At 73.3% G+C, this 24,034-nt stretch carries 27 protein-coding genes; 18 read left to right on the top strand and 9 right to left on the bottom strand.

Going from position 1 to position 24,034, the window contains the following annotated elements; genetic code table 11:
* Window positions 1-4 precede the first annotated feature (4 nt).
* The 6 genes from ACIA5F_RS03300 (at window position 5) to ACIA5F_RS03275 (ending at window position 5,897) form a co-directional block, all read left to right on the top strand.
* Window positions 5-979, top strand: coding sequence for an ABC transporter ATP-binding protein (locus ACIA5F_RS03300; protein ID WP_399348553.1), 975 nt, complete (start codon window positions 5-7; stop codon window positions 977-979).
* A complete protein-coding gene (locus ACIA5F_RS03295; RefSeq protein WP_399348551.1) occupies window positions 972-2,072 on the top strand; it encodes an ABC transporter ATP-binding protein in 1,101 nt (366 codons plus the stop codon). The genes ACIA5F_RS03300 and ACIA5F_RS03295 overlap by 8 nt, the downstream gene beginning before the upstream one ends.
* 431 nt (window positions 2,073-2,503) lie before the next feature.
* Window positions 2,504-2,698, top strand: a complete 195-nt coding sequence (locus tag ACIA5F_RS03290; protein WP_399348549.1) for a hypothetical protein — start codon at window positions 2,504-2,506, stop codon at window positions 2,696-2,698.
* Window positions 2,699-2,730: 32 nt separating this feature from the next.
* Complete coding sequence (gene mshB / locus ACIA5F_RS03285; RefSeq protein ID WP_399348547.1) at window positions 2,731-3,627, top strand: N-acetyl-1-D-myo-inositol-2-amino-2-deoxy-alpha-D-glucopyranoside deacetylase; 897 nt, start codon at window positions 2,731-2,733, stop codon at window positions 3,625-3,627.
* Complete coding sequence (locus ACIA5F_RS03280; RefSeq protein WP_399348545.1) at window positions 3,624-4,007, top strand: DUF6113 family protein; 384 nt, start codon at window positions 3,624-3,626, stop codon at window positions 4,005-4,007. The genes mshB and ACIA5F_RS03280 overlap by 4 nt, the downstream gene beginning before the upstream one ends.
* Before the next feature lie 285 nt (window positions 4,008-4,292).
* The gene (locus tag ACIA5F_RS03275) at window positions 4,293-5,897 is read left to right on the top strand and encodes a hypothetical protein (RefSeq protein WP_399348543.1); all 1,605 of its coding nucleotides are present in this window, start codon (window positions 4,293-4,295) and stop codon (window positions 5,895-5,897) included.
* A 159-nt stretch (window positions 5,898-6,056) separates the two neighbouring features.
* Here the strand turns inward: ACIA5F_RS03275 and ACIA5F_RS03270 are convergent, their stop codons facing one another.
* Together ACIA5F_RS03270 and ACIA5F_RS03265 are read right to left on the bottom strand one after the other, a co-directional pair.
* A complete protein-coding gene (locus ACIA5F_RS03270; protein WP_399348541.1) occupies window positions 6,057-6,848 on the bottom strand; it encodes a transglutaminase-like domain-containing protein in 792 nt (263 codons plus the stop codon).
* Window positions 6,845-7,831: a GNAT family N-acetyltransferase gene (locus ACIA5F_RS03265; RefSeq protein WP_399348539.1), complete on the bottom strand. Its 987-nt coding sequence runs from the start codon at window positions 7,829-7,831 to the stop codon at window positions 6,845-6,847. The genes ACIA5F_RS03270 and ACIA5F_RS03265 overlap by 4 nt, the downstream gene beginning before the upstream one ends.
* A 117-nt stretch (window positions 7,832-7,948) precedes the next feature.
* Here ACIA5F_RS03265 and fdxA point away from each other — a divergent pair, with 117 nt between their 5' ends.
* Window positions 7,949-8,284, top strand: a complete 336-nt coding sequence (gene fdxA / locus ACIA5F_RS03260) for a ferredoxin (protein ID WP_399348537.1) — start codon at window positions 7,949-7,951, stop codon at window positions 8,282-8,284.
* Window positions 8,285-8,490: 206 nt separating this feature from the next.
* Complete coding sequence (gene dapC, locus ACIA5F_RS03255; RefSeq protein ID WP_399348535.1) at window positions 8,491-9,585, top strand: succinyldiaminopimelate transaminase; 1,095 nt, start codon at window positions 8,491-8,493, stop codon at window positions 9,583-9,585.
* An 84-nt stretch (window positions 9,586-9,669) separates the two neighbouring features.
* Here the strand turns inward: dapC and ACIA5F_RS03250 are convergent, their stop codons facing one another.
* Together ACIA5F_RS03250 and ACIA5F_RS03245 are read right to left on the bottom strand one after the other, a co-directional pair.
* Complete coding sequence (locus ACIA5F_RS03250) at window positions 9,670-10,014, bottom strand: ATP-binding protein (protein WP_399348533.1); 345 nt, start codon at window positions 10,012-10,014, stop codon at window positions 9,670-9,672.
* 342 nt (window positions 10,015-10,356) lie between these two features.
* Complete coding sequence (locus ACIA5F_RS03245; RefSeq protein ID WP_399348531.1) at window positions 10,357-11,370, bottom strand: hypothetical protein; 1,014 nt, start codon at window positions 11,368-11,370, stop codon at window positions 10,357-10,359.
* A gap of 87 nt (window positions 11,371-11,457) precedes the next feature.
* Between ACIA5F_RS03245 and dapE the strand changes: the two genes are divergently transcribed.
* On the top strand, window positions 11,458-12,537 hold the full coding sequence (gene dapE, locus ACIA5F_RS03240) for a succinyl-diaminopimelate desuccinylase (RefSeq protein ID WP_399348529.1): 1,080 nt from the start codon (window positions 11,458-11,460) through the stop codon (window positions 12,535-12,537).
* Between the two features lie 64 nt (window positions 12,538-12,601).
* A complete protein-coding gene (locus ACIA5F_RS03235) occupies window positions 12,602-13,369 on the top strand; it encodes a TIGR00730 family Rossman fold protein (protein ID WP_399348527.1) in 768 nt (255 codons plus the stop codon).
* A gap of 57 nt (window positions 13,370-13,426) precedes the next feature.
* Here the strand turns inward: ACIA5F_RS03235 and folP are convergent, their stop codons facing one another.
* On the bottom strand, window positions 13,427-14,287 hold the full coding sequence (gene folP / locus ACIA5F_RS03230; RefSeq protein ID WP_399348525.1) for a dihydropteroate synthase: 861 nt from the start codon (window positions 14,285-14,287) through the stop codon (window positions 13,427-13,429).
* Window positions 14,288-14,369: 82 nt separating this feature from the next.
* On the opposite strand from folP, the gene ACIA5F_RS03225 reads away from it, so the two are divergent.
* Both ACIA5F_RS03225 and ACIA5F_RS03220 read left to right on the top strand, forming a co-directional pair.
* On the top strand, window positions 14,370-14,957 hold the full coding sequence (locus ACIA5F_RS03225) for a DivIVA domain-containing protein (RefSeq protein ID WP_399348523.1): 588 nt from the start codon (window positions 14,370-14,372) through the stop codon (window positions 14,955-14,957).
* Window positions 14,954-15,538: a DNA-3-methyladenine glycosylase I gene (locus tag ACIA5F_RS03220; protein ID WP_399348521.1), complete on the top strand. Its 585-nt coding sequence runs from the start codon at window positions 14,954-14,956 to the stop codon at window positions 15,536-15,538. The genes ACIA5F_RS03225 and ACIA5F_RS03220 overlap by 4 nt, the downstream gene beginning before the upstream one ends.
* A gap of 19 nt (window positions 15,539-15,557) precedes the next feature.
* Here ACIA5F_RS03220 and ACIA5F_RS03215 read toward each other — a convergent pair whose 3' ends face one another.
* A complete protein-coding gene (locus tag ACIA5F_RS03215; RefSeq protein ID WP_399348519.1) occupies window positions 15,558-16,361 on the bottom strand; it encodes an enoyl-CoA hydratase/isomerase family protein in 804 nt (267 codons plus the stop codon).
* A gap of 332 nt (window positions 16,362-16,693) precedes the next feature.
* Here ACIA5F_RS03215 and ACIA5F_RS03210 point away from each other — a divergent pair, with 332 nt between their 5' ends.
* Entirely contained in the window at window positions 16,694-16,861 is a 168-nt protein-coding gene (locus ACIA5F_RS03210) for a DUF3117 domain-containing protein (protein ID WP_003966491.1), read from the top strand.
* Window positions 16,862-17,012: 151 nt separating this feature from the next.
* On the opposite strand, the gene ACIA5F_RS03205 is transcribed toward ACIA5F_RS03210, so the two are convergent.
* Entirely contained in the window at window positions 17,013-17,675 is a 663-nt protein-coding gene (locus ACIA5F_RS03205) for an O-methyltransferase (protein WP_399348517.1), read from the bottom strand.
* A gap of 178 nt (window positions 17,676-17,853) precedes the next feature.
* Here ACIA5F_RS03205 and sigE point away from each other — a divergent pair, with 178 nt between their 5' ends.
* From sigE to ACIA5F_RS03180, 5 genes are all read left to right on the top strand, one after another.
* Window positions 17,854-18,633, top strand: coding sequence for an RNA polymerase sigma factor SigE (gene sigE / locus ACIA5F_RS03200; protein ID WP_399348515.1), 780 nt, complete (start codon window positions 17,854-17,856; stop codon window positions 18,631-18,633).
* Window positions 18,630-19,280, top strand: a complete 651-nt coding sequence (locus ACIA5F_RS03195; RefSeq protein WP_399348513.1) for a zf-HC2 domain-containing protein — start codon at window positions 18,630-18,632, stop codon at window positions 19,278-19,280. The genes sigE and ACIA5F_RS03195 overlap by 4 nt, the downstream gene beginning before the upstream one ends.
* 56 nt (window positions 19,281-19,336) lie before the next feature.
* Entirely contained in the window at window positions 19,337-20,779 is a 1,443-nt protein-coding gene (locus tag ACIA5F_RS03190; protein WP_399348511.1) for a trypsin-like peptidase domain-containing protein, read from the top strand.
* A gap of 117 nt (window positions 20,780-20,896) precedes the next feature.
* On the top strand, window positions 20,897-21,325 hold the full coding sequence (locus ACIA5F_RS03185; RefSeq protein WP_399348509.1) for a sec-independent translocase: 429 nt from the start codon (window positions 20,897-20,899) through the stop codon (window positions 21,323-21,325).
* A 139-nt stretch (window positions 21,326-21,464) separates the two neighbouring features.
* Complete coding sequence (locus ACIA5F_RS03180) at window positions 21,465-22,175, top strand: hypothetical protein (RefSeq protein ID WP_399348507.1); 711 nt, start codon at window positions 21,465-21,467, stop codon at window positions 22,173-22,175.
* 94 nt (window positions 22,176-22,269) lie between these two features.
* On the opposite strand, the gene ACIA5F_RS03175 is transcribed toward ACIA5F_RS03180, so the two are convergent.
* Window positions 22,270-23,385, bottom strand: coding sequence for an Mrp/NBP35 family ATP-binding protein (locus tag ACIA5F_RS03175; protein ID WP_399348900.1), 1,116 nt, complete (start codon window positions 23,383-23,385; stop codon window positions 22,270-22,272).
* A gap of 96 nt (window positions 23,386-23,481) precedes the next feature.
* The gene (locus tag ACIA5F_RS03170) at window positions 23,482-23,985 is read right to left on the bottom strand and encodes a DUF1003 domain-containing protein (protein WP_399348898.1); all 504 of its coding nucleotides are present in this window, start codon (window positions 23,983-23,985) and stop codon (window positions 23,482-23,484) included.
* Window positions 23,986-24,034 lie beyond the last annotated feature (49 nt).

Raw genomic sequence — 24,034 nt, 5'->3', positions numbered from 1 at the left:
GCACATGCTGCTCGAAGTCCGCGACCTGCACGTGGAATTCACGACGCGCGACGGAGTCGCGAAGGCGGTCAACGGCGTCAACTACTCGGTGGCCGAGGGCGAGACCCTCGCCGTGCTCGGCGAGTCCGGCTCCGGCAAGTCCGTGACCGCCCAGGCCGTCATGGGCATCCTCGACACCCCGCCGGGCCGGATCACGGGCGGCGAGATCCTCTTCAAGGGCCGCGACCTGCTGAAGATGAAGGAGGAGGAGCGGCGGAAGATCCGCGGCGCCGGAATGGCCATGATCTTCCAGGACGCGCTCTCCTCCCTGAACCCCGTCCTGAGCGTGGGCGCCCAGCTCGGCGAGATGTACGAGGTGCACCGCGGGATGTCCCGCAAGGACTCCAGGGCCAGGGCCGTCGAGCTGATGGACCGGGTGAAGATCCCGGCGGCGAAGGAGCGGGTGGGGGACTACCCGCACCAGTTCTCGGGCGGTATGCGCCAGCGCATCATGATCGCCATGGCGATGGCCCTGGAACCCTCGCTGATCATCGCGGACGAGCCGACGACGGCCCTCGACGTCACCGTCCAGGCCCAGGTCATGGACCTGCTCGCGGAGCTCCAGCGCGAGCTGAACATGGGCCTCGTCCTGATCACCCACGACCTCGGGGTCGTCGCCGACGTCGCGGACAAGATCGCGGTGATGTACGCGGGCCGCATCGTCGAGGAGGCCCCGGTCCACGCGATCTACCGGGCGCCCGCGCACCCGTACACGCGGGGTCTGCTGGACTCGATCCCGCGCCTGGACCAGAAGGGCCAGGAGCTCTACGCGATCAAGGGCCTGCCGCCCAACCTGCTGAACATCCCGCCGGGCTGCGCCTTCAACCCGCGCTGTCCGATGGCCCAGGCGGTCTGCCGGGCCGAGGTCCCGCCGCTGGCCCCGGTCGCCGAGGGCCGCCGCAGCGCCTGCTTCTTCTGGAAGGAGTGCCTCCATGGCTGAGGCCATTCTTGAGGTGAAGGACCTGGTCAAGTACTACCCGCTCACCCAGGGCATCCTCTTGCGGAGGCAGATCGGCGCGGTCAAGGCGGTCGACGGGGTCTCCTTCGGGCTGTGCGCGGGGGAGACCCTGGGCATCGTCGGGGAGTCCGGCTGCGGCAAGTCCACCGTCGCGAAGATGCTCGTCAACCTGGAACGGCCGACGGCGGGCGTGATCTCCTACAAGGGCGAGGACGTCACCCGGCTCTCCGGCAAGGCGCTCAAGGCGGTCCGCCGCAACATCCAGATGGTGTTCCAGGACCCGTACACCTCGCTGAACCCGCGGATGACGGTCGGCGACATCATCGGTGAGCCGTACGAGATCCACCCCGAGGTGGCTCCCAAGGGCGACCGGCGCCGCAAGGTCCAGGAGCTCCTGGACGTCGTCGGGCTCAACCCGGAGTACATCAACCGGTACCCGCACCAGTTCTCCGGCGGCCAGCGCCAGCGCATCGGCATCGCCCGCGGTCTCGCCCTGCGGCCCGAGATCATCGTCGCCGACGAGCCGGTCTCGGCGCTCGACGTGTCGGTGCAGGCCCAGGTCATCAACCTGATGGGCAGGCTCCAGGACGAGTTCAGCCTTTCCTACGTCTTCATCGCGCACGACCTGTCGATCGTCCGGCACATCTCCGACCGGGTCGGGGTGATGTACCTGGGCAAGATGGTCGAGATCGGGACCGACACCCAGATCTACGAGCACCCGACGCACCCGTACACGCAGGCGCTGCTGTCCGCGGTCCCGGTGCCGGACCCGCAGGCGCGCGCCCACCGGGACCGGATCATCCTCACCGGAGACGTCCCCTCCCCGGCCAACCCGCCGTCCGGCTGCTCCTTCCGCACCCGCTGCTGGAAGGCGCAGGCGCGGTGCACCGTGGAGGTCCCGCTGCTGGCGGTCCCGGAGGTCTTCCCCTCGGGCCCGGCGGCACATCCCTCGGCCTGTCACTTCGCGGCCGAGAAGCGGGTGCTCCCGTCCCAGGCCCCGCCGCCGGCACCGGCCGCGGACCCGCCGCAGCCACTGCCCGAGGACCCGCCGCAGCCGCCGGCGGCGGGCGGATAGCGTCGGGTCCGGCGGCCGGGACGGGCCCCGGCCCGGGAACTGCGTCAGGTCCGGACTGGAAGAACGGCGGAACCCACCCCCATGGACCGATGATTTTCGGCCACGCCGCGCACGCGCCCCCGAAGGCCCCACCGGTCCGACAACCTGGTCCGAGCGAGGGCGACTTGACCGTTTCTGCCCCGAGATCTACGCCGTGCAGCCTTGGCGGAATACGGCCATCCGGGTGCCGGAGGCCCGTCGGGACGGTGTACGGGGTGTCCGGTCACCCTCTCGTGTGCCCCCGCGCGTGCGCGGTGTGCGCCCCCTGTGCTGCCGGATTTCGATCGGTGCGCTGGCACGGATAGTTATGATCCGTAGCGCATGGTGGGTATGACTCTCGCCGAGCACGCATCTGCGTACCCGTTGTCCGCTCGACGTGGAGGTGAACCGCCGTGGCACTCTCGATCTCGGCCGTGGTGCTACTGGCGATCGTCGTCTTCCTGCTGATCCGGAGGTCGGGCCTGAAGGCGGGACACGCGGTCGTCTGTGTGCTGCTCGGCTTCTACCTGTCGAGCTCCACGATCGCCCCGACCCTCAGCCAGCTCACCTCCAACGTGGCCAGCATGATCAGCGGCCTCAAGTTCTAGTACCTGAGGGCCCACCTCGTAGGCTTGCCCCTATGAACGGTCTTCCCGCCCGTCGTCTGCTGTTCGTGCACGCGCATCCGGACGACGAGTCGATCAACAACGGCGTCACCATGGCCAAGTACGCGGCCGAGGGCGCCCATGTCGCGCTGGTGACCTGCACCCTCGGCGAGGAGGGTGAGGTCATCCCGTCCGGGCTCGCCCACCTGACGGCCGACCGCGAGGACGCGCTCGGCGCCCACCGGGTCGCCGAGCTCACCGCCGCCATGGCGGAACTCGGCGTCGCCGACCACCGGTTCCTGGGCGGCCCCGGCCGGTTCCGGGACTCCGGGATGATGGGCGCCCCGCAGAACACCCGCCCCGGGGCCTTCTGGGCCGCCGAGGTGGACGAGGCCGCCGCGCACCTGGTGGAGGTGGTCCGGGAGCTGCGCCCGCAGGTGCTCGTCACCTACGACCCGGACGGCGGCTACGGCCACCCCGACCACATCCAGGCCCACCGGGTCGCCACCCGCGCCGCCGAACTGGCCGCGTCGGCACCGTACCGGCCGGAGCTCGGCGCGCCGCACGCCGTCGAGAAGATCTACTGGAACCGCCTGCCGCTCTCGGCGGTCGAGGAGGGCTTCGCCCGGCTGCGCGCGGCCGGTACGCGGACGCCCTTCCCGGGGGTGGCCGCGCCGGGCGACCTGCCCGGGGTCGTCCCCGACGAGAAGATCACCGCCGAGATCGGGGGCGCGCCGGAGCACGTGGCGGCGAAGGCGGCGGCCATGCGGGCCCACGTCACCCAGATCGCCGTGGACGGGCCCTTCTTCGCCCTCTCCAACGACCTCGTCCAGCCGCTGTTCACCCACGAGTACTACGAACTGGTCGCGGGCGCGCCGGGAGCCCCGGCGGGCGAGCGGGAGCGCGACCTGTTCGCGGGGGTGCGGGCATGAGCGCCGCGCCGGCCCCGGGACGGATCGCCGCCGCGCTGGGCCTGCTGGCGGCGGGCGTACTGACCGGCGCGGCCGGCTGGCTGGTGGTGGACCTGTGGTTCCCCGGTGGCCTCGCGCTGGCGCTGCTGGCCCTCCTCGGACTCTTCCTCGGGGGCCGGACCGCCCTCGGGACCGGCCTGGGCGTCGGTGCTCCGGCGGCGGGCTGGTTCCTCTCGTACGTCCTGCTCAGCACACCGCGCCCGGAGGGGGATTTCCTCCTTGGTTCATCGGAAATCGGGGTGTATGTCTACCTTTTGGGTGGAGCCGTAGCCGCTGTGATGAGCGCCACGCTCCACGGCCCGGCGGACCGTCAGGCGCATGACGCACGGCCTGTCAGATGACAGTTGGCGGCGGTTTGCCGGAAGACAACAGGAATCGCTGATTCCCGGTGGTCGGCCGTGGACGGGCGGCGGACAGTATGGTGGACGCGCCGCCGAGCTGCCCGCGCACGCTATGACGGGCGGCGGAGCCAACCGGGAGAACCTGCCTTGAGTCGTGAAACCGACAGTCCTTCCTCCGGGCCCCAGGGGCACGGCGGAGCCGCCTACCCCTCGGGAACACCGCCGTACGGAACCGGCCTGTACCCGTCCACGGACGCCGCGGCGACCGCCCCGGAGGAGAACCCTGTGAACCCGAAGCCGTCCACGCCCGAATCCGACGGGCCGAAGACCGAGACCACCCTGACAACCCGTATCCGGATCAACATCCCGGGTTCGCGGCCGATCCCCCCGGTGGTCGTCCGCAAGCCGGTCGCCGCCGCCGAGCCGGAGCCGCCGCAGGCACCCGCCGGGGGCTACGCGCCGGAGCCGGTACCCGTGCCGCGGCCGACCCGGATCGAAGCCGCGCCGGAGCCCGCCCCGGCCGCCGGGGAGGGGGCGCCGCCGAACTGGTTCGCCCCCCGCAAGGCCGCGGCCCCGGAACCCGCGCCCGGCTACGCACCGCCGCCGCCCGCGCCCGGCTACGCCCAGGCGCCCGACCCCGGTTACGGCGGCCCCGCCCCCGTCCAGGACTTCCCGGCGTACGGCGCCCCCCAGGCCGACGGCGGGCCCGTCACCCAGCCCTTCCCCGTCTACGACGGCCAGGGCGCCCAGGCGGGCTGGCCCGGTTCCGTCGACGCCCAGGCCCCCGCACGGGCGGGCGCGGCCCCGGTGCCGACCCCCGTGCCCCGGCCCGTGGTGCCGGTGGCCGACGGACCCGCGCCCGCGCCCGCGAAGCAGGGCGCCGCCAAGGGCAAGGGGACGAAGGGGGCCAAGGGGTACACGTCCGTGAAGCCCGCCAAGCCCGCGAAGAAGGGCCGCTCCAAGCTGGTCCTCCTCGGCGGCGTCGCCGTCACCGTCGTGGCCGTGGCCTACGGCGCCGGGCTGCTCCTGAACCACTCCGACGTGCCCAAGGGCACCACCGTCCTCGGCGTCGACATCAGCGGCAGCCGCGACGAGGCCGTCACCAAGCTCCAGACGGCCTTCGGGACCCGCCTCGACGCCCCGCTCCAGCTCAGCGTCGCCGGCAAGCAGGTCGAACTGAAGCCGGAGAAGGCGGGGCTGACCCTGGACAGCCAGACCACCGTCCGCAACGCGGCGGGCAGCGACTACAACCCGGTCACGGTCATCGGCTCGCTCCTCGGTCAGCAGCGCGTCGCCGCCCCCGTGCTCCCCGTCGACGAGGAGAAGCTCCAGGTCGCCCTCCGGGAGCTCGCCGCGAGCGCCGGTTCCGCCTCCGAGTCCACGATCACCTTCGACACGGGCAAGGCCGTCGCCGTCCTCGGCAAGGCCGGTCCCTCCCTCGACGTGGAGGGCTCCACCGCCCAGGTCACCAAGGCGTTCCGCGACATGGTCGCCACCGGCAAGCCGGCCGTCGTCGAGCTGCCCGTGTCCACCAAGGCGCCCACGGTGGGCCAGGCCGAACTCGACCGGGCCATGAAGGAGTTCGCCGAGCCCGCGATGTCCGCCACCGTCACCGTCAAGGCGGGCACCAAGGCGTCCATCCCGTTCGGCAGCAGGTCCCTGCCCCGCATCCTCAGCATGCAGGTCGTGGACGGCCGCCTGGTCGAGAAGTACGACCTGGACGCGCTCAAGTCCGTCTACGGGAACACCTTCGACGGCGTCCTGATCACCCGCGGCACCGGCGAGAAGACCGCCGTCACCCCGCAGGACGTCGCGGGCGCCCTCGGCAAGGCCCTGCGCGGCAAGACCCCGGCCGAGCGGACCGTCGTCATCCAGAGCAACCCGAGCTGAATCCGGGGCAACCCGAGCTGACGCCCGGGGCCACCCGGACACCACCGGTGCCGTGACCGCGGCCGGAGCCCCTTCCCCGCGCATCCGTCGGCGGGGGAGGGGCTCCGTCATGTGTCCGGCCGGGGGCGGCGCCCGGGGACGAGTGCCCCCGGGCCGGGGTCAGTTCAGCAGGGCGCGGGCCGAGGACGCCTCGCCGCGGATACGGGCCGCCGCGGCCGGGTCCACCGCGTCCACCACCCCGGCGTACGCGTCCAGCTCCACCGCCCCCTGCGTGAAGCTGCCCCGCTCCACCAGCAGCCGCGCCCGCTCGTACCGCAGCGACGCCGGGTGCGAGGGCAGCAGCAGCGACAGGTCCAGCGCCCACAGCGCCGCCGCCGACTGCTCCGGACGGGTCGCCGCCCACGCCCGGACGTTGTTCAGCACGCGCAGCACGACGTCCAGCGTCCGGGCCGGGGTCCGGTCCCCGGCCGCCGGCTCCGCCGTCCCGGCGCCCGGCGAGGCGCCGCCCGCGAACGGGTCGGTCACCACCCCCTCCTCCGGATCGCCGAACCCGACCACGAAGTGCCCCGGCAGCCCCAGCCCGTACACCGGGGCCCCCGCCCGCCGGGCCACCTCCATCCAGACCACCGACAGCAGGATCGGCAGCCCCCGACGGCGCCGCAGCACCTCGTGCAGGAGCGAGGACGAGAGCCGGTCGTAATCCGCCGGGGTGCCGTGGAACCCCAGCCGCCCGCCCAGCAGTTCCGTCACCGCCGAGGCCCAGGCCCGCCCGGAGCGCCGCCCGTACGGCAGCATCCCGGCCAGCCGGTCCAGCTCGATCTGGGCCCGGTCCCTGCCCCGTTCGTCCAGCTCCGGATCGGCCTCGGCCGCCAGCAGCAGGCACAGCGCCGCCAGGTCCGGCCGCTCCGACCGGGCCTGCGCGGCGAACTCCTCGCGGGAGGCGGCGCTCACCGCGCCGCCCGGTAGTGGTGGTAGGTGTGGTGCGCCGCGAAGCCCAGCCCGTCGTACAGGCCCAGCGCTCCCGGGTTGTCCGTCTCCACCTGGAGCCACGCCGCCGACGCGCCCTCCTCCAGCGCACGCCGGGACAGCGCCGCCATCACCGCCGTGGCCAGCCCCTCGCGCCGGTGCGCGGGATCGACCGCCAGCGCCGCGAACCCGGCCCACCGCCCGTCCACCACGCACCGCCCGACGGCCCGGCCCCCGGGCAGCGCCGCGAACCACACCGAGGGGCCCGCCACCAGCATCCGCCGGGCCAGCGCCGGGTCGGTGACCTTCCCGTACCGGCCGAGCCACTCCTCGTCCGGGGTGCGGGTCAGCCGTACCGCCTCCGCCTCGGGCGCGTCCACGTCCGCCACCGGGGCCAGCGCCCCGATCCGCACCTGCGCCGACACCTCGGCCGCCCAGCCCCGCCGTTCCAGCTCCGCGCAGAGCAGCTCCTGGGTGCCCTCGGCGCCCGTCGCGGTCTGCACGTAGGCCGGAAGTCCCCGTTCCGTATACCAGGAGGTCACTCGCGCGAGTGCATCGTCCAGCGGGAGACCCGGGTCGCCGAGGGGCAGCACGGAGTTGGCCCGCCGGGTGAAACCGGCCGCCGCCCGCAGCGTCCACCCGCCCAACGCCTCGCTCTCCAGCGGCTGCCAGGAGCGCGCCGAGACCCGCGCGAGCTCCTCGAAGGAGGCCGCGGGACCGCGCCGCCGGGCCGGCGCCGGGGGCACCGTCTTGCCCGCCACCAGCGTCGATTCCGCTATACGGACGGCCTGGCCGTTTTTCCTTGTGATCAGGAGCACACCGTCGTCCCAGGATGTGAGCACACCCACGGTGTCCGTGAACCGGGGGCCCCCGCTCAGTCCAGCCTCCACCCGTCGTACAGAGACTCGTTTACCCACGTCAGCTGGGGTAATACGGACCTCCAGCAGCCCTCCGGCAGTGATTTCCACAGCTCTGTCCGCCCCTCCTGTTCGGATCGTGCCCGGGAACGGAGATACTAGATGCGGGCATCGACGACGCCGCGCTCCCGCGCGATATGGACAGCCCTACCGAGGAGGAACGAGAGCGTGACCTACGTCATCGCGGAGCCTTGTGTCGACGTCAAGGACAAGGCATGCATCGAAGAGTGCCCCGTCGACTGCATCTACGAGGGCAAGAGGTCCTTGTACATCCACCCGGACGAGTGCGTCGACTGTGGTGCGTGTGAGCCGGTCTGCCCGGTCGAGGCCATCTTCTACGAGGACGACACCCCGGAGGAGTGGAAGGACTACTACAAGGCGAACGTGGAGTTCTTCGACGAGCTCGGTTCGCCCGGCGGCGCGTCCAAGCTCGGCCTGATCGAGCGTGACCACCCCTTCATCGAGGCCCTCCCCGCCGGTATCAACCCCTCTCCCGAGCACTGAGGGCAGAGGTCCTGGCGTCCACGGTCCCGTCCGGCTCCCCGCCGCACGGGACCGTGGTGTTTTCCGCCCCGGGCGGACCTTCCCGGCCACCGCGCCGGCCGTTCCCGTACCGCCTCGTCGCGTACCGCCTCGTCCCGTACCGTCCTGTCCCGTAGAGCCCCGTCCCGTACCGCTCCGTCCCGTGCGCAGAGAGAGCAGAGACCACCGTGGCCGCAGTATCCGACCGTCTTCCCGCCTTCCCCTGGGACAAGCTGGAGCCGTACAAGGCCACGGCGGCGGCCCACGCCGACGGCATCGTCGACCTGTCGGTCGGCACCCCCGTGGACCCGGTGCCGGAGCTGATCCAGCGGGCCCTGGCCGGGGCCGCCGACTCCCCGGGCTACCCGACGGTCTGGGGCACGGCCGCCCTGCGCGACGCCATCACGGGCTGGGTGCGCGGACGGCTCGGCGCGAGCGCCGCCGGACACCGCAACGTCCTGCCGGTGGTCGGCTCCAAGGAACTCGTGGCATGGCTCCCGACCCAGCTGGGCCTCGGCCCCGGCGACAAGGTCGCCTACCCCCGGCTCGCCTACCCGACGTACGAGGTCGGCGCCCGGCTGTGCGGCGCGCAGGCGGTGGTCTACGACGACCCGACCGCGCTCGACCCGGCCGGTGTGAAGCTGCTGTGGCTCAACTCCCCCTCCAACCCCACCGGGGAGGTCCTCCCCCAGGAGGAGCTGACCCGGATCGTGGCCTGGGCGCGCGCCCACGGCATCCTCGTCTTCAGCGACGAGTGCTACCTGGAGCTGGGCTGGGAGGCCGAGCCCGTCTCCGTCCTCCACGACGAGGTCTGCGGCGGCTCCTACGAGGGCGTCGTCGCCGTCCACTCCCTCTCCAAGCGGTCCAACCTGGCCGGATACCGGGCGGCCTTCATCGCCGGTGACGCGGACGTCCTGCGCGAGCTGCTGGAGATCCGCAAGCACGGCGGCATGATGACCCCCGCCCCGGTCCAGGCCGCCACGGTGGCCGCGCTCGGCGACGACACGCACGTCGGGGAGCAGCGCGCCCGGTACGCGGCCCGCCGCGAGGCGCTGCGCACGGCGCTGGAGGCGTACGGCTTCCGGGTCGAGCACAGCGAGGCCAGCCTGTACCTGTGGGTGACCCGGGACGAGCCCTGCTGGGACACGGTCGCCCACCTCGCCGAACTCGGCATCCTGGTCGCCCCCGGCGACTTCTACGGCGAGGCGGGCGCCCGCTTCGTACGCGTCGCCTTCACGGCCACCGACGAACGGGTCGCGGCGGCGGTCAAGCGCCTCGGCTGACCACGGGGCCCCCGGCAGGGCCCGTGCACGCCCGAGGGGGCCGGGAGTTCGTGCTCCCGGCCCCCTCGGCGTTCCCGTGGCGCGTCAGCGGCCCAGCGGCAGGCCGCCGAGGCTGCCCAGCGGCGAGGACTGCGACCCGGTCAGGGTGTCGGTGGGCAGCCCGCCCTTGCCCAGCAGCCCGCTCGCGGTACCGGTCAGGTCGGCGGCGGGACCGGCGGCCGGGAGGGTCCGCGCCGCGGTGTCGGTGAGGGCGGCGGTGGGGTCACCGGCGGTGTCGGGCGCCGTGATCGGTGCGGTGAGAGTGCCGAGCTGCGGTACGGACTCCAGGCCCGCGGCACTGGCCACGCCGGCCGCACCGACCACGGGCGCGGTCCCGGCTGCGAGGAGCAGCGCGGCACGGGCGATCCGACGGGTCAGGGGGAGGGACATGATGCTCCTAAGCGGTAGCGGCTGAGTACGCCGTGTACAACCGCTCCCGGGGCCCGGGGAGTTGCGGAGCCGGTGGGTAAAAGATCGGCGCCGCATCGTTTCATCGGCTTCCGTGACAAGCCTATGGAATCCCCGCCGACCAGGGCTTCCGGCCCTCCGGGACACCGCCGCGCGGGCCTTCGCGGCTCCCCCGCACGGGTGGCGCCCCGTACGTCCGTTCGCACACCGGTCCCGGCCGTCCCGGCGGGTTTCGGACGCGGAGGTGGACACGGCCGTGGACGTGCGCGCGGCCGGTCCCACCCGTCGGCCCGGCCCGGCCCGGCCCGAACCGCCCGGCCCGGCTCAGCGCGCGACGAAGATCCGGACCTCGTCTCCGGACCCCTGCTCCGGCGTCCCCGGCCCGCCCTCACCGGGGACGACCACCCGGTCCGCGCGCCGCCACCGGCCCCAGTCCTGGCCACCGGTCCAGCCCGACTCCCCGTACGAGACCCGGGCGATGCCCAGCTCCCGCGCCCGCGCCACCGCCCAGGACGCCGCCACCCGGCCCCGGCGGACCTCGGCCGGCCCGCCGCCCCGCTTCGTCCGGACCGTCAGCTCGGTCTCCCCGGTCCGCGCGGCGTCGGGGGCCACGGCGTCGGAGGCCGCCGGGGAGTCCGGGGTTCCGGAGGCCGTCCCCGGTGCGTCGCCGCCCGCCGCCGGCTCCCCGCCGAAGACGCGGGCGAGCTCCGCCGCCACCCTCGCCGGGTCGCCGGGCGCGGGCGCGGGGCCGGAACAGGCCAGTGTGCCGTCCGCCCCGAACGCCGCCGTCAGGACCGCCGCGTCCGGCTCGTGCTTCGCGTAGGCGTCCGGGAAACCGCTGCGCTGCACCTTCTGCGCGGCCACCGTCAGCGGCAGCTCCGCGTACCCGGGCACCTCCGCCAGGCGGTCGTAGAAGATCCCGGCCGAGTAGACCGGGTCCATGATCTGCGCCGGGGTGCCCCAGCCCTGCGAGGGCCGCTGCTGGAAGAGACCGAGCGAATCCCGGTCGCCGTAGCGGATGTTGCGCAGCGCCGACTCCTGCATCACCGTCGCCAGCGCGATCGTCACGGCCCGGTCGGGCAGCCCCTTGACGATGCCGACGGCCGCCACCGTCGCCGCGTTCGACGCCTGCTCGGAGGTCATCTCGTAGGACCGCAGGACGCCGCCCCGCCCCGACGCGTCCGCTCCCGTGACCGCGGTGGCCGTGCAGTACGGGGCGCCGCCGCCGCTGGATTCGCGCTGCACCGCGACGTAACCGGCGAGCACGAGCAGGACGGACAGGCCGACGGCCGCGCGCGGCAACCGGCGGCGGGGGCGGGGAAGATCGGTCTGCGGCACGCCGCCCACCGTACTTGAGCCACCCCGCGGGTCCACCGACCGGACGGACCGGGCCGCGCCCGGTCCGGTGGGGTTAGGGTCGGTTCCATGCCCGAATCCGAGCTGGACCTCACCCTGGACGCCGCCGAGCTGACCGCCCGGCTCGTCGACATCCCTTCCGTGAGCGGCGACGAGAAGGTACTCGCCGACCTCGTGGAACACGCGCTGCGCCGCCTGCCCCACCTGACCGTGGACCGCCTCGGCAACAACGTCGTCGCCCGGACCCGCCTCGGCCGCGCCGAACGCGTCGTCCTCGCCGGCCACCTCGACACCGTGCCGATCGCCGGCAACGTCCCCTCCCGCCTCGACGAGGACGGCGTCCTCTGGGGCTGCGGCACGACCGACATGAAGTCCGGGGTCGCCGTACAGCTGCGCATCGCCGCGACCGTCCCCGAGCCCAACCGGGACCTCACCTTCGTCTTCTACGACCAGGAGGAGGTGGCCGCCGACCTCAACGGCCTCGGCAAGGTCGCCGAGGCCCACCCCGACTGGCTCACCGGCGACTTCGCCGTCCTCCTGGAACCCTCGAACGCCGAGGTCGAAGGCGGCTGCCAGGGCACCCTGCGCATCCTGCTGCGCACCTCCGGGGAGCGCGCCCACTCCGCGCGCAGCTGGATGGGGTCCAACGCCGTCCACACCGCCGGACCGATCCTGGCCCGGCTGGCCGCGTACGAGCCCCGCAGGCCGGTCATCGACGGGCTGGAGTACCACGAGGGCCTCAACGCCGTCCGCATCGAGGGCGGCGTCGCCAACAACGTCATCCCCGACTCCTGCACGGTGACGGTCAACTTCCGCTACGCCCCCGACCGCAGCGAGGCCGAGGCGGTGGCCCACGTGCGCGAGGTGTTCGCGGACTGCGACATCGCCGAGTTCACCGTCGCCGACTCCTCCGGCGGCGCCCTCCCCGGCCTCGGCCACCCGGCCGCCGCGGCCTTCATGGAGGCGGTCGGCGGCCGCGCCATGCCGAAGTTCGGCTGGACGGACGTCTCCCGCTTCAGCGGGCTCGGCGTCCCGGCGGTCAACTACGGCCCCGGGGACGCCCTGCTGGCCCACAAGGTGGACGAAAGGGTCGCGACGAAGGCGATCCTGCACTGCGAGGAACGACTCCGGGCCTGGCTGACCTCGTGAATTCCCCTTCCCGTCACCTCGGTGCGCCTACCCTGATCTGACGATCAGCAGGAGGGAGCACACCATGGGCAACCACGCCAGTCCCGACAGGGAGGCTCGCCACCGGCCCGAGGAACAGCAGCTCGGTCCGGTGTTGCGCAGGCGGAGCCAGGTTCAGGCGGGCAGTACGACGGACCAGCGGCTGCTGGACTCGGCCGGGCCCTCCGAGTGGGTGCACACCGATCCCTGGCGGGTCCTGCGCATCCAGTCGGAGTTCATCGAGGGCTTCGGCACGCTGGCGGAGCTGCCGCCGGCGATCAGCGTGTTCGGCTCGGCCCGCACCCCGGTGGACTCGCCGGAGTACGAGGCGGGCGTACGGATCGGACACGCCCTGGTCGAGGCCGGGTTCGCGGTCATCACCGGCGGCGGGCCCGGCGCGATGGAGGCGGCCAACAAGGGTGCCCGCGAGGCCGAGGGCATCTCGGTCGGCCTCGGCATCGAGCTCCCCTTCGAGCAGGGGCTCAACCAGCACGTCGACCTCGGGCTGAACTTCCGGTACTTCTTCGTCCGCAAGACGATGTTCGTGAAGTACAGCCAGGGCTTCGTGGTCCTGCCCGGCGGTCTCGGCACGCTGGACGAGCTGTTCGAGGCGCTGACCCTGGTCCAGACGCAGAAGATCACCCGCTTCCCGATCGTGCTGTTCGGCACGGAGTACTGGAGCGGGCTGACCGACTGGCTGAAGAACACGGTCGTCGCCCAGGGCAAGGCCTCGGAGAAGGACCTCTACCTCTTCCACGTCACGGACGACGTGGACGAGGCGATCGCGCTGGTGACCAAGGAGGTCGGCAAGTAGACCCGGCCCCGGCCGGGTACCGGAGCGCCGGTACCCGGCCGGGCGGGGCCCGGTGGCTCAGGCCAGCCCCCGGCGGGCGACCGCCGGGGGGCGGTGGCCCTGGACGGACGCCACCATGTCGAGGACCTGCCGGGTCTCGGCGACCTCGTGGACGCGGTACACCCGCGCCCCCAGCCAGGCCGAGACCGCCGTCGTGGCCAGGGTGCCGAGCAGGCGTTCCTTGACCGGCTTGTCGAGGGTCTCGCCGACGAAGTCCTTGTTGGACAGGGAGACCAGCACCGGCCAGCCCGTCGCCGCCATCTCGCCCAGGCGGCGGGTCGCCTCCAGCGAGTGCCGGGTGTTCTTCCCGAAGTCGTGGCCCGGGTCGATCATGATCGCGTCCCGGCGCACCCCGAGGGCGGCGGCCCGCTCGGCCAGCCCGACCGTGACGCGCAGGATGTCGGCCATCACGTCCTCGTACGCGGTCCGGTGCGGCCGGGTGCGCGGCTCCGCCCCGCCCGCGTGGGTGCAGACCAGGCCCGCGCCGTGGCGCGCGGCGACCTCGGCGAGCCGGGGGTCCACCCCGCCCCACGCGTCGTTGAGGAGGTCGGCCCCGGCCTCGCACACGGCCTCGCCGACCTCGTGCCGCCAGGTGTCCACGCTGATCACCACGTCCGGGTGCCGGCGCCGGACCTCGGCCACGAAACCGACCGTGCGCCGGGCCTCCTCGACCGCGTCCACGTGCTCGCCCGGCCCGGCCTTGACCCCGCCGATGTCGATGATCGCGGCGCCCTCGGCGACCGCCTGTTCGACCCGGTCCAGCGCGGGGGCGTCGCGGAAGGTCGCCCCCTGGTCGTAGAAGGAGTCCGGAGTCCGGTTCACGATGGCCATGATCACCGGCTCGTGGGTGTCGAACTCGCGCCTGCCCAGTCGCAGCATCCTGCTCTTTCCTCCTTCGGCGACCTTTGCGCCTCTCCCGCGACCTTAACCTGGTGGCCGGAGTCTCTCAGGGGAGTTGATCGTGTTCTGGTTCTTGATGATCGCGCTGGTCGTGGTCGTGGCCGCGGTCACCCTGGGGGTGATCGGCGGCGGCTCGGAGGCCGTCCTCCCGGAGGCGGAACCCGACCGCGTGGCCGACGGACTGCCGCAGACCCGCCCGGTCGTACGGGAGGACGTCGACGCCCTGCGGCTGCCGGTCGCGCCGCGCGGATACCGGATGGCCGAGGTGGACGACGTCCTGGAGCGGCTGGCGGCGGAGCTGGCGGAACGCGACGAACGGATCGCCGAACTGACCGGCTCGACCGGACCGGCGGCCCACGCCCACCCGGCGGCGGACGGCGCGCCCGCGACGACGGCCACGGCGACAACGGCAACGACGACGACGGTCACGGACGTGGTCACCGACGAGATCCCGGCCGCCGACGCGGCCACCCCGGCCACCCCGGACGACGCTCCTGCCGCCGCCGAGGCCGCCGAGGCCGCCGAGAGTGCCGACGACGCGCCCGACGACAAGGCCGATGCGCGCAAGGCAGACACCGACAAGGCAGAGGCCGACAAGGCCGACGGCGACGCGGACCGGACCGGCCGTGGCGAGCGGGGTGGACGATGACGGTGACCGGGCTGGTGGCGGGCGAGGACGGCGGGCCGCGCTGTCACTGGGCGCTGTCCGCGCCGGAGTACGTCGCCTACCACGACACGGAGTGGGGCCGGCCGGTCCGCGGCGACGACGCGCTGTACGAACGGCTCTGCCTGGAGGCGTTCCAGTCGGGGCTGTCCTGGCTGACGATCCTGCGCCGCCGCGAGGGCTTCCGCAGGGCCTTCGCCGGGTTCGAGATCGCCGCGGTCGCCCGGTTCGGCGAGGCGGACGAGCGGCGCCTGCTCGCCGACGAGGGGATCATCCGCAACCGGGCCAAGGTCGAGGCGACCCTCGCCAACGCCAAGGTCCTGGCCGGGTGGGAGCCGGGCGCGCTGGACGCCCTGATCTGGTCCCACGCCCCGGAACCCGGCCCGGCCCCGCGGAGCTTCGAGGAGGTCCCGGCGATCACCCCGCAGTCCACGGCCCTCGCCAAGGCCCTGAAGAAGGAGGGCATCCGCTTCGTCGGACCCACCACGGCCTACGCCCTGATGCAGGCGTGCGGCCTGGTCGACGACCACCTGGCCGGCTGCGTCGCCCGCACCCGTCCGGCCTGACCGGCCTGACCGGGACGGGTCAGCGGCCCAGGTACCGGGGCGGCTGCTTGGCGAGGAAGGCGCGGACCGCGATGGCGTGGTCCTCGGAGGCCCCCGCGCGGGTCTGGAGGGCCTCCTCGTGGTCCAGCGCCTCCGCCAGCGTCCGGGAGGCCCCGTACGCCAGGGACTCCTTGAGCGCCGCGTACGCGACCGTGGGCCCGGCGGCCAGCGCCCGGGCCACGGCCTCCGCCTCCGCGCGCAGGGACTCCGAGGGGACCAGCCGGTTGGCGATGCCGAGGTCGAACGCCTCCTGGGCCCTGACCGCGCGCGGGAAGAACAGCAGGTCCGCCGCGCGCGAGGCGCCGATCAGGCGGGGGAGGGTCCAGGAGACCCCGGAGTCGGCGGTCAGCGCCACCCCGGCGAAGGAGGTGTTGAAGGAGGCGTTCTCGGAGACGACGCGGAAGTCCGCCGCCAGCGCGAATCCGAAGCCCGCCCCGGCCGCGACCCCGTTCACCCCGGCCACCACCGGTTTCGGCATCTGCGTGAGCGCCCGCACGATCGGGTTGTAGTGCTCCGCGACCGTGGCCATCGTCAGGGCGGACCCGCGCTCGCGGTCGGCCGTCAGGTTCTCCACGTGCTCCTTGAGGTCCTGGCCCACGCAGAAGGCCCGGTCGCCCGCCGCGGTCAGCAGGACGGCCCGTACCGCCGGGTCCTCGGCCGCCTCCTGGACCGCGTCGCGCAGGGCGGCCTTGGCCTGCGTGTTCATGGCGTTCATCGCGTCGGGACGGTTGATCGTGACGGTCGCGAGTCCGTCGGTCACTTCGTAGAGCACGCTGTCGGCCATGGCAGGGGTTCCCCCTTCGTCGCGGGCTGGCTACCGGCCGGTACCGGCCGGTGCAAGGGTCAGCATGGCGGACCGGACCGACGCCGCACATGTGATGTGCGTCAAAGAAAGGGGACGCCGTTCACCGGGAGCGGCGGCGAAGTATCGCAGGCAGGTCCCCGAAATGAGTGGTTTTGGTCGAGCGCGTTGCCGAAGCGTTCCCGGGCGATGTTGGTCAGCGGGTCCTGACATGCGGGATAATGACCTGGAAGCAATGTGTTCGATGCCGGGTACTAGGCGCCTGAATGGAGCCGTCGGCTGACGATGAACTGGTTTCAGGAAGGGGAACGAGCATGGCGGCCATGAAGCCGCGGACGGGCGACGGCCCGCTCGAGGTCACCAAGGAGGGGCGGGGCATCGTCATGCGCGTACCGCTCGAGGGCGGCGGTCGGCTTGTCGTCGAACTGACCCCGGACGAGGCGGACGCCCTGGGTGACGCCCTGAAGAAGGTCGTCGGCTGAACCGTCGGCACCCTCTGAATTTCTCCGTATTCTCTGCACTGCCCCGGTCGCACAGCGCGGCCGGGGCAGTGTTGCGTCCGGGGCCGGACGGGGCGCCGACGGCCGGTGCCGGGGCGTGCGGCAGGCCGCCGGCGGCGAGGGCGGGACGGGCTCAGCGGCGCACGGCGCACAGCAGGCCGTCGCCCACCGGGAGCAGGGCCGCCTCCAGGGCCGGGCTCTCGCGGACGCTGCGCAGCAGCTCGCGGACGCGGAGCACCTCCACCGGCTGGGCGGCCGAGTCGACCGTGCGGCCGTCGGAGAAGACCCCCTCGAAGCAGACCAGCCCGCCGGGGCGCAGCAGGCGCAACGATTCGGCGAGATAGTCCAGGGACTCGGTCGGGTCCCCGTCGCAGAAGACGAGGTCGTACCCGCGGTCGGCGAGCCGGGGCAGGACGTCCAGGGCGCGGCCGGGGATGAAGCGGGCACGGTTGCCCGCGAAGCCGGCGGCACGGAACGCCTGACGGGCGAACGCCTGCCGGTCGGGCTCGGGGTCCACGGTGGTCAGCACGCCGTCGGCGCGCATCCCGTGGAGGAGGTGGATGCCGGAGACACCCGTTCCGGTGCCGATCTCGGCGACCGCCTTGGCGTCCGCGGTGGCGGCGAGCAGGCGCAGCGCGGCCCCGGTACCGGGGGAGACGGAGCGCAGGCCCGCCTCCCTCGCCCGGTCACGGGCCCATCGCAGAGCGTCGTCCTCGGCGACAAACGCGTCGGCGAACGCCCAGCTCGTCTGCCGGTTGCCGCTAATGACCCTCTCCTGTCCCCATAGTTGGCGCAACGGTGACTGTATCCGTTGGTGTCGGGAACCCGCAGATGGGACCGGGCGTTGGGAGGGGTGGAGGGAGGACGGGAAGGGACGCTGCCGGGCAGATCGGCGGTACGGACCGGACCGCGACCTTCGGCCTGTGCAAAGTTACTGCAAAAAAGCTTATCCAGAGCTGACGGAGGGGGTGGCTATGGTAGGGAGTCCACTGGACACCACCAGAGCCGACAGGGGAGGTGCGGCTGCGCCTGTGGATCGTGGGGGCGTATTCAGGCGCCTCTTCTGGTCGGCGGGTGAGCCGAAATCCGTGACCGACACCGCTGACCGTTTCCACACCGCCGCCACCGCAACCACTGCGACCTTTGCTTCCGATGCGGGCCCCCAGGCGTGGACCCCTCCCTCATGGGAGGAGATCGTCAGCACGCACAGTGTGCGGGTCTACCGTCTCGCCTACCGGCTGACGGGTAACCAGCACGATGCCGAGGACCTGACCCAAGAGGTCTTCGTCCGCGTCTTCCGCTCGCTGTCCACGTACACGCCCGGGACCTTCGAGGGCTGGCTCCACCGGATCACCACCAACCTCTTCCTGGACATGGTCCGCCGCAAGCAGCGGATTCGCTTCGACGCGCTCGCCGACGACGCCGCCGAGCGGCTGCCCAGCCGTGAGCCGTCCCCGCAGCAGGCGCTGCACGACACCCACTTCGACGCGGACGTGCAGCACGCGCTGGACACCCTCGCCCCCGAGTTCCGCGCGGCCGTGGTGCTGTGCGACATCGAGGGCCTGTCGTACGAGGAGATCGCCGCCACGCTCGGCGTGAAGCTCGGCACCGTGCGCAGCCGTATCCACCGGGGCCGTTCGCACCTGCGCAAGGCGCTCAAGCACCGGTCCCCCCAGGCGCGCGCGGAGCAGCGCGCGCTGGCCGGGGTGGCGGTGGGCGCGCCGGGCGCCGGGGGAGAGGGCGGACCCGAGTGAGCGGAGCCGGTCCGTCCCCCGCCGAACAGCACCTGGGCGACCGGCTCGCCGCCCTGGTGGACGGCGAGCTGGAGCACGACGCCCGTGAGCGGGTCCTCGCCCACCTGGCCACCTGCGCCCGGTGCAAGGCCGAGGCCGATGCGCAGCGGCGCCTGAAGACGATGTTCGTGGAGAGCGCGCCGCCGCCGCTCTCGGCGGGGCTGCTGGCCCGGCTGCAGGGGCTGCCGGGCGGAGATCCCGGGGGTCCCGGAGGTCCCGGCGATCCGCCCGTGCCGCCGGTGGCCGGTCCCTTCGCCTCGTTCGGGTACGTCGTCCCGGCCGCCACCGTCCGGCAGGAGGGCTTCCGGATACATGAGGTGGGCCGTCCCCGCCGCCGGTTCGCCTTCGTCGCCGCCGGGGCCGTCTCGGTGTCGCTGGCCGCCCTCGCGCTCGGCGGTTCGCTGCCGCTGGACCTGGTCGATCCCACCGTCCGCGGGGAGTCCCCCGCCCCGGCCTCCCGGCCGGGTCCCGCCGTGACGGTGGCCGACGCCGCCGTCCGCGACCGCCTCCCCACCCCCGGTACCGTCCCCAGCCCGCTGTCCACGCCCCTGCCCCCGCTCCACCCCTCGCCCGCGGTCACGGCCCGCCCGGTCTCGCTGCTCCGCTGACCCGCGGGACCTGGTTGAATCGTCGCCACATGCGCACAGGTACGCGGGGAGCGCCCATGGCCGACAGGCAGCAGACCGATCCGGCTCCGTCGTGGTGGAGCCGGCCCGAGGACGAGCCCGAGGACAGGGGCACGAGCGCGACCGGGGGCCGGGGCGCCGCCGTGGACCCCGGGGAGCCCGTGGCCGTGAGCCCGCCCGCAGACCGCCCCCCGGCCGGTGGAGACGCCCAGGACCGCTCCCAGGACGAGGCGAGGCCGCACGACCCGACGCCGCCGCACGGGGAGCCGTCCGGTCCGGACCCGGAGCCGTCCCCCGACGAGGCGCCGGCCGCCGGTGCGGGGCGCGAGCGCTACGACCCCTGGGGCGAGCAGCCCCTGCACGTCGTGGACCAGGGCGCCCGCCCGCGCGGCGTCCGGCTGTGGCGGGCGGTCTCCCTCGGCGCGGGGACGGCCCTGCTCGCCGGCGGGGTCGGCGGGTACCTCGGGGTGCTCGCCGAGCGGCAGAGCGCCACCCGGCTGGAGCTGCCCCAGGTGGCCGCCGAGGACCGGGACCGGGCCCCCACGAGCGTGGCCGGGATCGCCGCCACCGCCCTCCCCGGCGTGGTGACCCTGCACGTCAGGGGCGGTGAGGGCAGTGGCACGGGCACCGGGTTCGTCCTCGACCAGCAGGGCCACATCCTGACCAACAGTCACGTCGTCGCCGGTGCCGAGGAGATAGCGGTCACCTTCAGCACGGGCGAGAGCGTCACCGCCGAACTGGTGGGCCGGGACTCCGGCTACGACCTGGCCGTGGTCAAGGTCAGCGGGGTGCGCGGGCTCCGGCCGCTGAGCCTGGGCAACTCCGAGAACGTGCGCGTCGGCGACCCGGTGGTGGCCATCGGCGCCCCGTTCGACCTCTCCAACACCGTCACCGCGGGCATCATCAGCGCCACCGGCCGGCCCGTCACCGCGGGCGGCGACAAGGGGGACGGCAGCGACGTCAGCTACGTGGACGCCCTCCAGACCGACGCGCCCATCAACCCCGGCAACTCCGGCGGCCCCCTCCTCGACGCCAGGGCCCACGTCGTCGGCATCAACAGCGCGATCCGGGGAGCCGACAAGGACGACTCCGGCCGGCAGGGCGGCAGCATCGGGCTCGGCTTCGCCATCCCCGTCAACCAGGGCAAGCGCGTCGCCGAGGAACTCATCCGCACCGGCCGTGCCACGCACCCCGTCATCGGGGTCACCCTCGACATGCAGTACACGGGCGACGGAGCCCGGGTCGGGGACAAGGGGGCGGACGGCAAACCCTCCGTGGTCGCGGACGGGCCCGGCGCCCGTGCGGGGATACGGCCCGGCGACGTGATCACCAAGGTGGACGGACGGCGCGTACGCGGTGGTGACGAGCTGATCATCAAGATCCGCGCCCACCGGCCCGGCGACCCGCTCACCCTCACCGTGCTCCGCGAAGGCCGGGAACGGACGCTGGAGGTGGTCCTCGGTTCGGCGAACGGGTCCTGAGCGGGCGGTGACGGCCGGGTGAATCCCGTGCCGGGGCGGTACGCAGGTGCGGGCCCCCGGAGAAGGGCGGGTACCGTGTCTTCGGGCCCGACGTGAAGAGAGCCGAGGAGCGGCAAGGTGTTCAACGACATAGGCGCACTCGAACTGGTCACGATCGTGGTGCTCGCCATTCTCGTCTTCGGTCCGGACAAACTGCCCAAGGTCATCCAGGACGTCTCGGGCGTCATCCGGAAGATCCGCGCGTTCTCGGACAGCGCGAAGCAGGACATCCGCTCCGAGCTCGGCCCCGAGTTCAAGGACTTCGACTTCGAGGACCTGAACCCGAAGACCTTCCTCCGCAAGCAGCTGACCGAGAACGAGGACCTCAAGGAGATCCGCAGCAGCTTCGACCTCCGCAAGGAGCTGAACGACGTCACGGACGCCGTCAACAGCAAGGAGGCGGGTCCCGACACCTCCCCGGAAGCCGGTACCGGCCCCGACCTGCGGAAGAAGCCCACGGCCCCCGACCGGGACCGGCGCACCCCCTTCGACGCCGACGCCACCTGAGCCGCCGCCTGCCCGGCGATCCGGGGCCGGATGGCTATCCTCCATCTGTCCGGACGCAGGACGCCCGAGGGAGGGGGTCCCCCCAGCGAAGCGAGGGGGAGGGCTGCCGACGGACCCCACGGAACGAGAGGCCGCTCAGATGGAGACGACGAGCAGTAGCCGGGTAGGGGCGCAGCCCGCGGAGACGCCCGACACCGCCGCATCCCCGCAGACACCCCCCGCCCCGCCCCAGGACGCCGCCACGTCCCCGCCGGTGGCCCGCCGGACGGCCGACGGGTACCTGCGGGCCGATTTCCCCTGGTACGGGCTGGACGGGGCCTTCACCGGCCCCCGCTGGCTCATGCAGGTCGCCGCCGCCGCCGACGGCACCGTGGAGCACGGCTCCACCGGGCACGGCGACGAACCCTCCGTGCGCGGCGAGATCGCCACCGGGGAGAAGGAACGCTTCGCGGTGGTCGTCACCGTGGCGAGCAGTCCGGTCCGCCGCAGCGCCGACGGCACCGGGGTCCTGGAGGCCACCTCGGTCGCCTCGGCCGCCTGGCTGGCCGGCTCCGGCCTGCTGGCCTTCACCTGGCCCGGACAGATGGACCACGTCCTGCGCGACGACTGGCTCGGCCAGCAGACCGAGGCCGCCTGGGAACTCGCCGACGACCTCGACGGCGAGGACTGGTCCACCCTGTCCCTGCCGGTCGACGGGGAGCCGACCCCCTTCCACTACCGCGAGTCGGAGTTCGGCTGGGTACTGGCCGGCTCCACCCCCGGCGGCGTCCACCTGGGCGCGTACGGGCGCGGGATGAGCGCGTACGGCCTCGCCTTCTCGGTCGTCACCGACCTGGCGGCGTACGAGTAGGACCGTCGCGCACGCAAAAGTGGGGGGGGTGCCGCTCGACGAGCGGCACCCCCCACCTTGTGAACGTGCGCCGGCCCCCGGCGGTGCCGGGCCGTCAGAACTTGTTGCGCGGGGTGATCCCCAGCGACATGCCGGACAGGCCGCGGGCCCGGCCGCCCAGCTTGCCCGCGATCGCGCGCAGCGCCGCGCCCGCCGGGGAGTCCGGGTCGGAGAGCACGACCGGCGTGCCGTTGTCGCCGCCCTCGCGGAGCCGGACGTCGATCGGGATCGAGCCCAGCACCGGCACCGAGGCGCCGACCGTCTTCGTCAGCCCGTCGGCGACCCGCTGGCCACCGCCCGACCCGAACACGTCGACCATCTCGTCACAGTGCGGGCAGGGCAGCCCGGACATGTTCTCGACGACACCGACGATCTTCTGGTGGGTCTGCACGGCGATCGAACCGGCCCGCTCCGCGACCTCGGCCGCGGCCTGCTGCGGGGTGGTCACGACCAGGATCTCCGCGTTCGGCACCAGCTGGGCCACGGAGATCGCGATGTCGCCCGTCCCCGGCGGCAGGTCCAGCAGCAGCACGTCCAGGTCGCCCCAGAACACGTCGGCGAGGAACTGCTGGAGCGCCCGGTGCAGCATCGGGCCGCGCCACACCACGGGCGCGTTGCCCGGGGTGAACATGCCGATGGAGATGACCTTCACCCCGTGCGCGGACGGCGGCATGATCATGTTCTCGACCTGGGTGGGACGCCCCTCGACGCCCAGCATCCGCGGCACGCTGTGGCCGTAGATGTCCGCGTCGACCACGCCGACCTTCAGGCCGTCGGCCGCCATCGCCGCCGCCAGGTTGACCGTGACCGAGGACTTGCCGACGCCGCCCTTGCCGGACGCGACCGCGTAGACGCGGGTCAGGGAGCCCGGCCGGGCGAAGGGCACCTCGCGCTCGGCGGTGCCGCCGCGCAGCGTGGTCGCCAGCTCCTTGCGCTGCTCGTCGCTCATCACGTCGAGGGTGACGGCGACCGAGGTGACGCCCGGGACCCGCTCCACGGCCTCGGTGACGTTCTTGGTGATGGTCTCGCGCATGGGACAGCCGGACACGGTCAGGTACACCGTGACGGCGACCGCGCCACCATCGCCGATCTCCACCGATTTGACCATGCCGAGCTCGGTGATCGGCCGGTGGATCTCGGGGTCGTTCACCGTCGCCAGCGCGTCCAGGATCGCGTCCTGTCCAGGTGCCGCGGCGTCGTCGGCGGAGCGTGTGTCGGTAGCCATGCCCCGATGGTACGGCGCGGCGCGGCGGCGCAGGAAAGCCCGTCAGCGATCGTCTTCGTCACGTTCGGGAGCGAGCATCCGCCGGTCGTCCATCTCCTTCACCAGGTCCTGGAACTCGGACCTGATCCAGTCGCGCGTCGCGACCTCGCCCAGCCCCATCCGCAGGGCCGCGATCTCCCGGGTCAGGTACTCGGTGTCGGCGATGGAGCGCTCGTTCTGCTTGCGGTCCTGCTCCAGGTTGACCCGGTCGCGGTCGTCCTGCCGGTTCTGCGCGAGCAGGATCAGCGGGGCCGCGTAGGAGGCCTGGAGCGAGAGCATCAGCGTCAGGAAGATGAACGGGTACTCGTCGAACCGCACGTGGGCCGGGGCGAAGATGTTCCACAGCACCCACACGATGATGACCAGGGTCATCCAGACGATGAACCGGCCCGTGCCGAGGAACCGGGCCACCCGCTCCGACAGCCGCCCGAACGCCTCCGGGTCGTACTCGGGCAGCAGCGACCGCGAGGCCCGCGGCTGGTCCAGGCGGACCCGCGAACGCGTCAGCGCGCTCGACCCGGTGCCCGGCCCGCTCTTGGCGCCGCGCTCCCCGGGG

The organism is Streptomyces sp. NPDC051567 (assembly GCF_044454165.1).
GTDB lineage: Bacteria > Actinomycetota > Actinomycetes > Streptomycetales > Streptomycetaceae > Streptomyces.
This window is presented reverse-complemented; position numbering and strand designations above follow the sequence as displayed.

Bases quoted from the DNA above. Each gene is read 5' to 3' on its own strand.
- ACIA5F_RS03300 (WP_399348553.1), top strand. From the start codon at position 5: ATGCTGCTCGAAGTCCGCGACCTGCACGTGGAATTCACGACGCGCGAC.
- ACIA5F_RS03295 (WP_399348551.1), top strand. From the start codon at position 972: ATGGCTGAGGCCATTCTTGAGGTGAAGGACCTGGTCAAGTACTACCCG.
- mshB (WP_399348547.1), top strand. From the start codon at position 2,731: ATGAACGGTCTTCCCGCCCGTCGTCTGCTGTTCGTGCACGCGCATCCG.
- ACIA5F_RS03280 (WP_399348545.1), top strand. From the start codon at position 3,624: ATGAGCGCCGCGCCGGCCCCGGGACGGATCGCCGCCGCGCTGGGCCTG.
- ACIA5F_RS03250 (WP_399348533.1), bottom strand. From the start codon at position 10,014: ATGTCCCTCCCCCTGACCCGTCGGATCGCCCGTGCCGCGCTGCTCCTC.
- dapE (WP_399348529.1), top strand. From the start codon at position 11,458: ATGCCCGAATCCGAGCTGGACCTCACCCTGGACGCCGCCGAGCTGACC.
- ACIA5F_RS03235 (WP_399348527.1), top strand. From the start codon at position 12,602: ATGGGCAACCACGCCAGTCCCGACAGGGAGGCTCGCCACCGGCCCGAG.
- folP (WP_399348525.1), bottom strand. From the start codon at position 14,287: ATGCTGCGACTGGGCAGGCGCGAGTTCGACACCCACGAGCCGGTGATC.
- ACIA5F_RS03220 (WP_399348521.1), top strand. From the start codon at position 14,954: ATGACGGTGACCGGGCTGGTGGCGGGCGAGGACGGCGGGCCGCGCTGT.
- ACIA5F_RS03215 (WP_399348519.1), bottom strand. From the start codon at position 16,361: ATGGCCGACAGCGTGCTCTACGAAGTGACCGACGGACTCGCGACCGTC.
- ACIA5F_RS03210 (WP_003966491.1), top strand. From the start codon at position 16,694: ATGGCGGCCATGAAGCCGCGGACGGGCGACGGCCCGCTCGAGGTCACC.
- sigE (WP_399348515.1), top strand. From the start codon at position 17,854: ATGGTAGGGAGTCCACTGGACACCACCAGAGCCGACAGGGGAGGTGCG.
- ACIA5F_RS03190 (WP_399348511.1), top strand. From the start codon at position 19,337: ATGGCCGACAGGCAGCAGACCGATCCGGCTCCGTCGTGGTGGAGCCGG.
- ACIA5F_RS03180 (WP_399348507.1), top strand. From the start codon at position 21,465: ATGGAGACGACGAGCAGTAGCCGGGTAGGGGCGCAGCCCGCGGAGACG.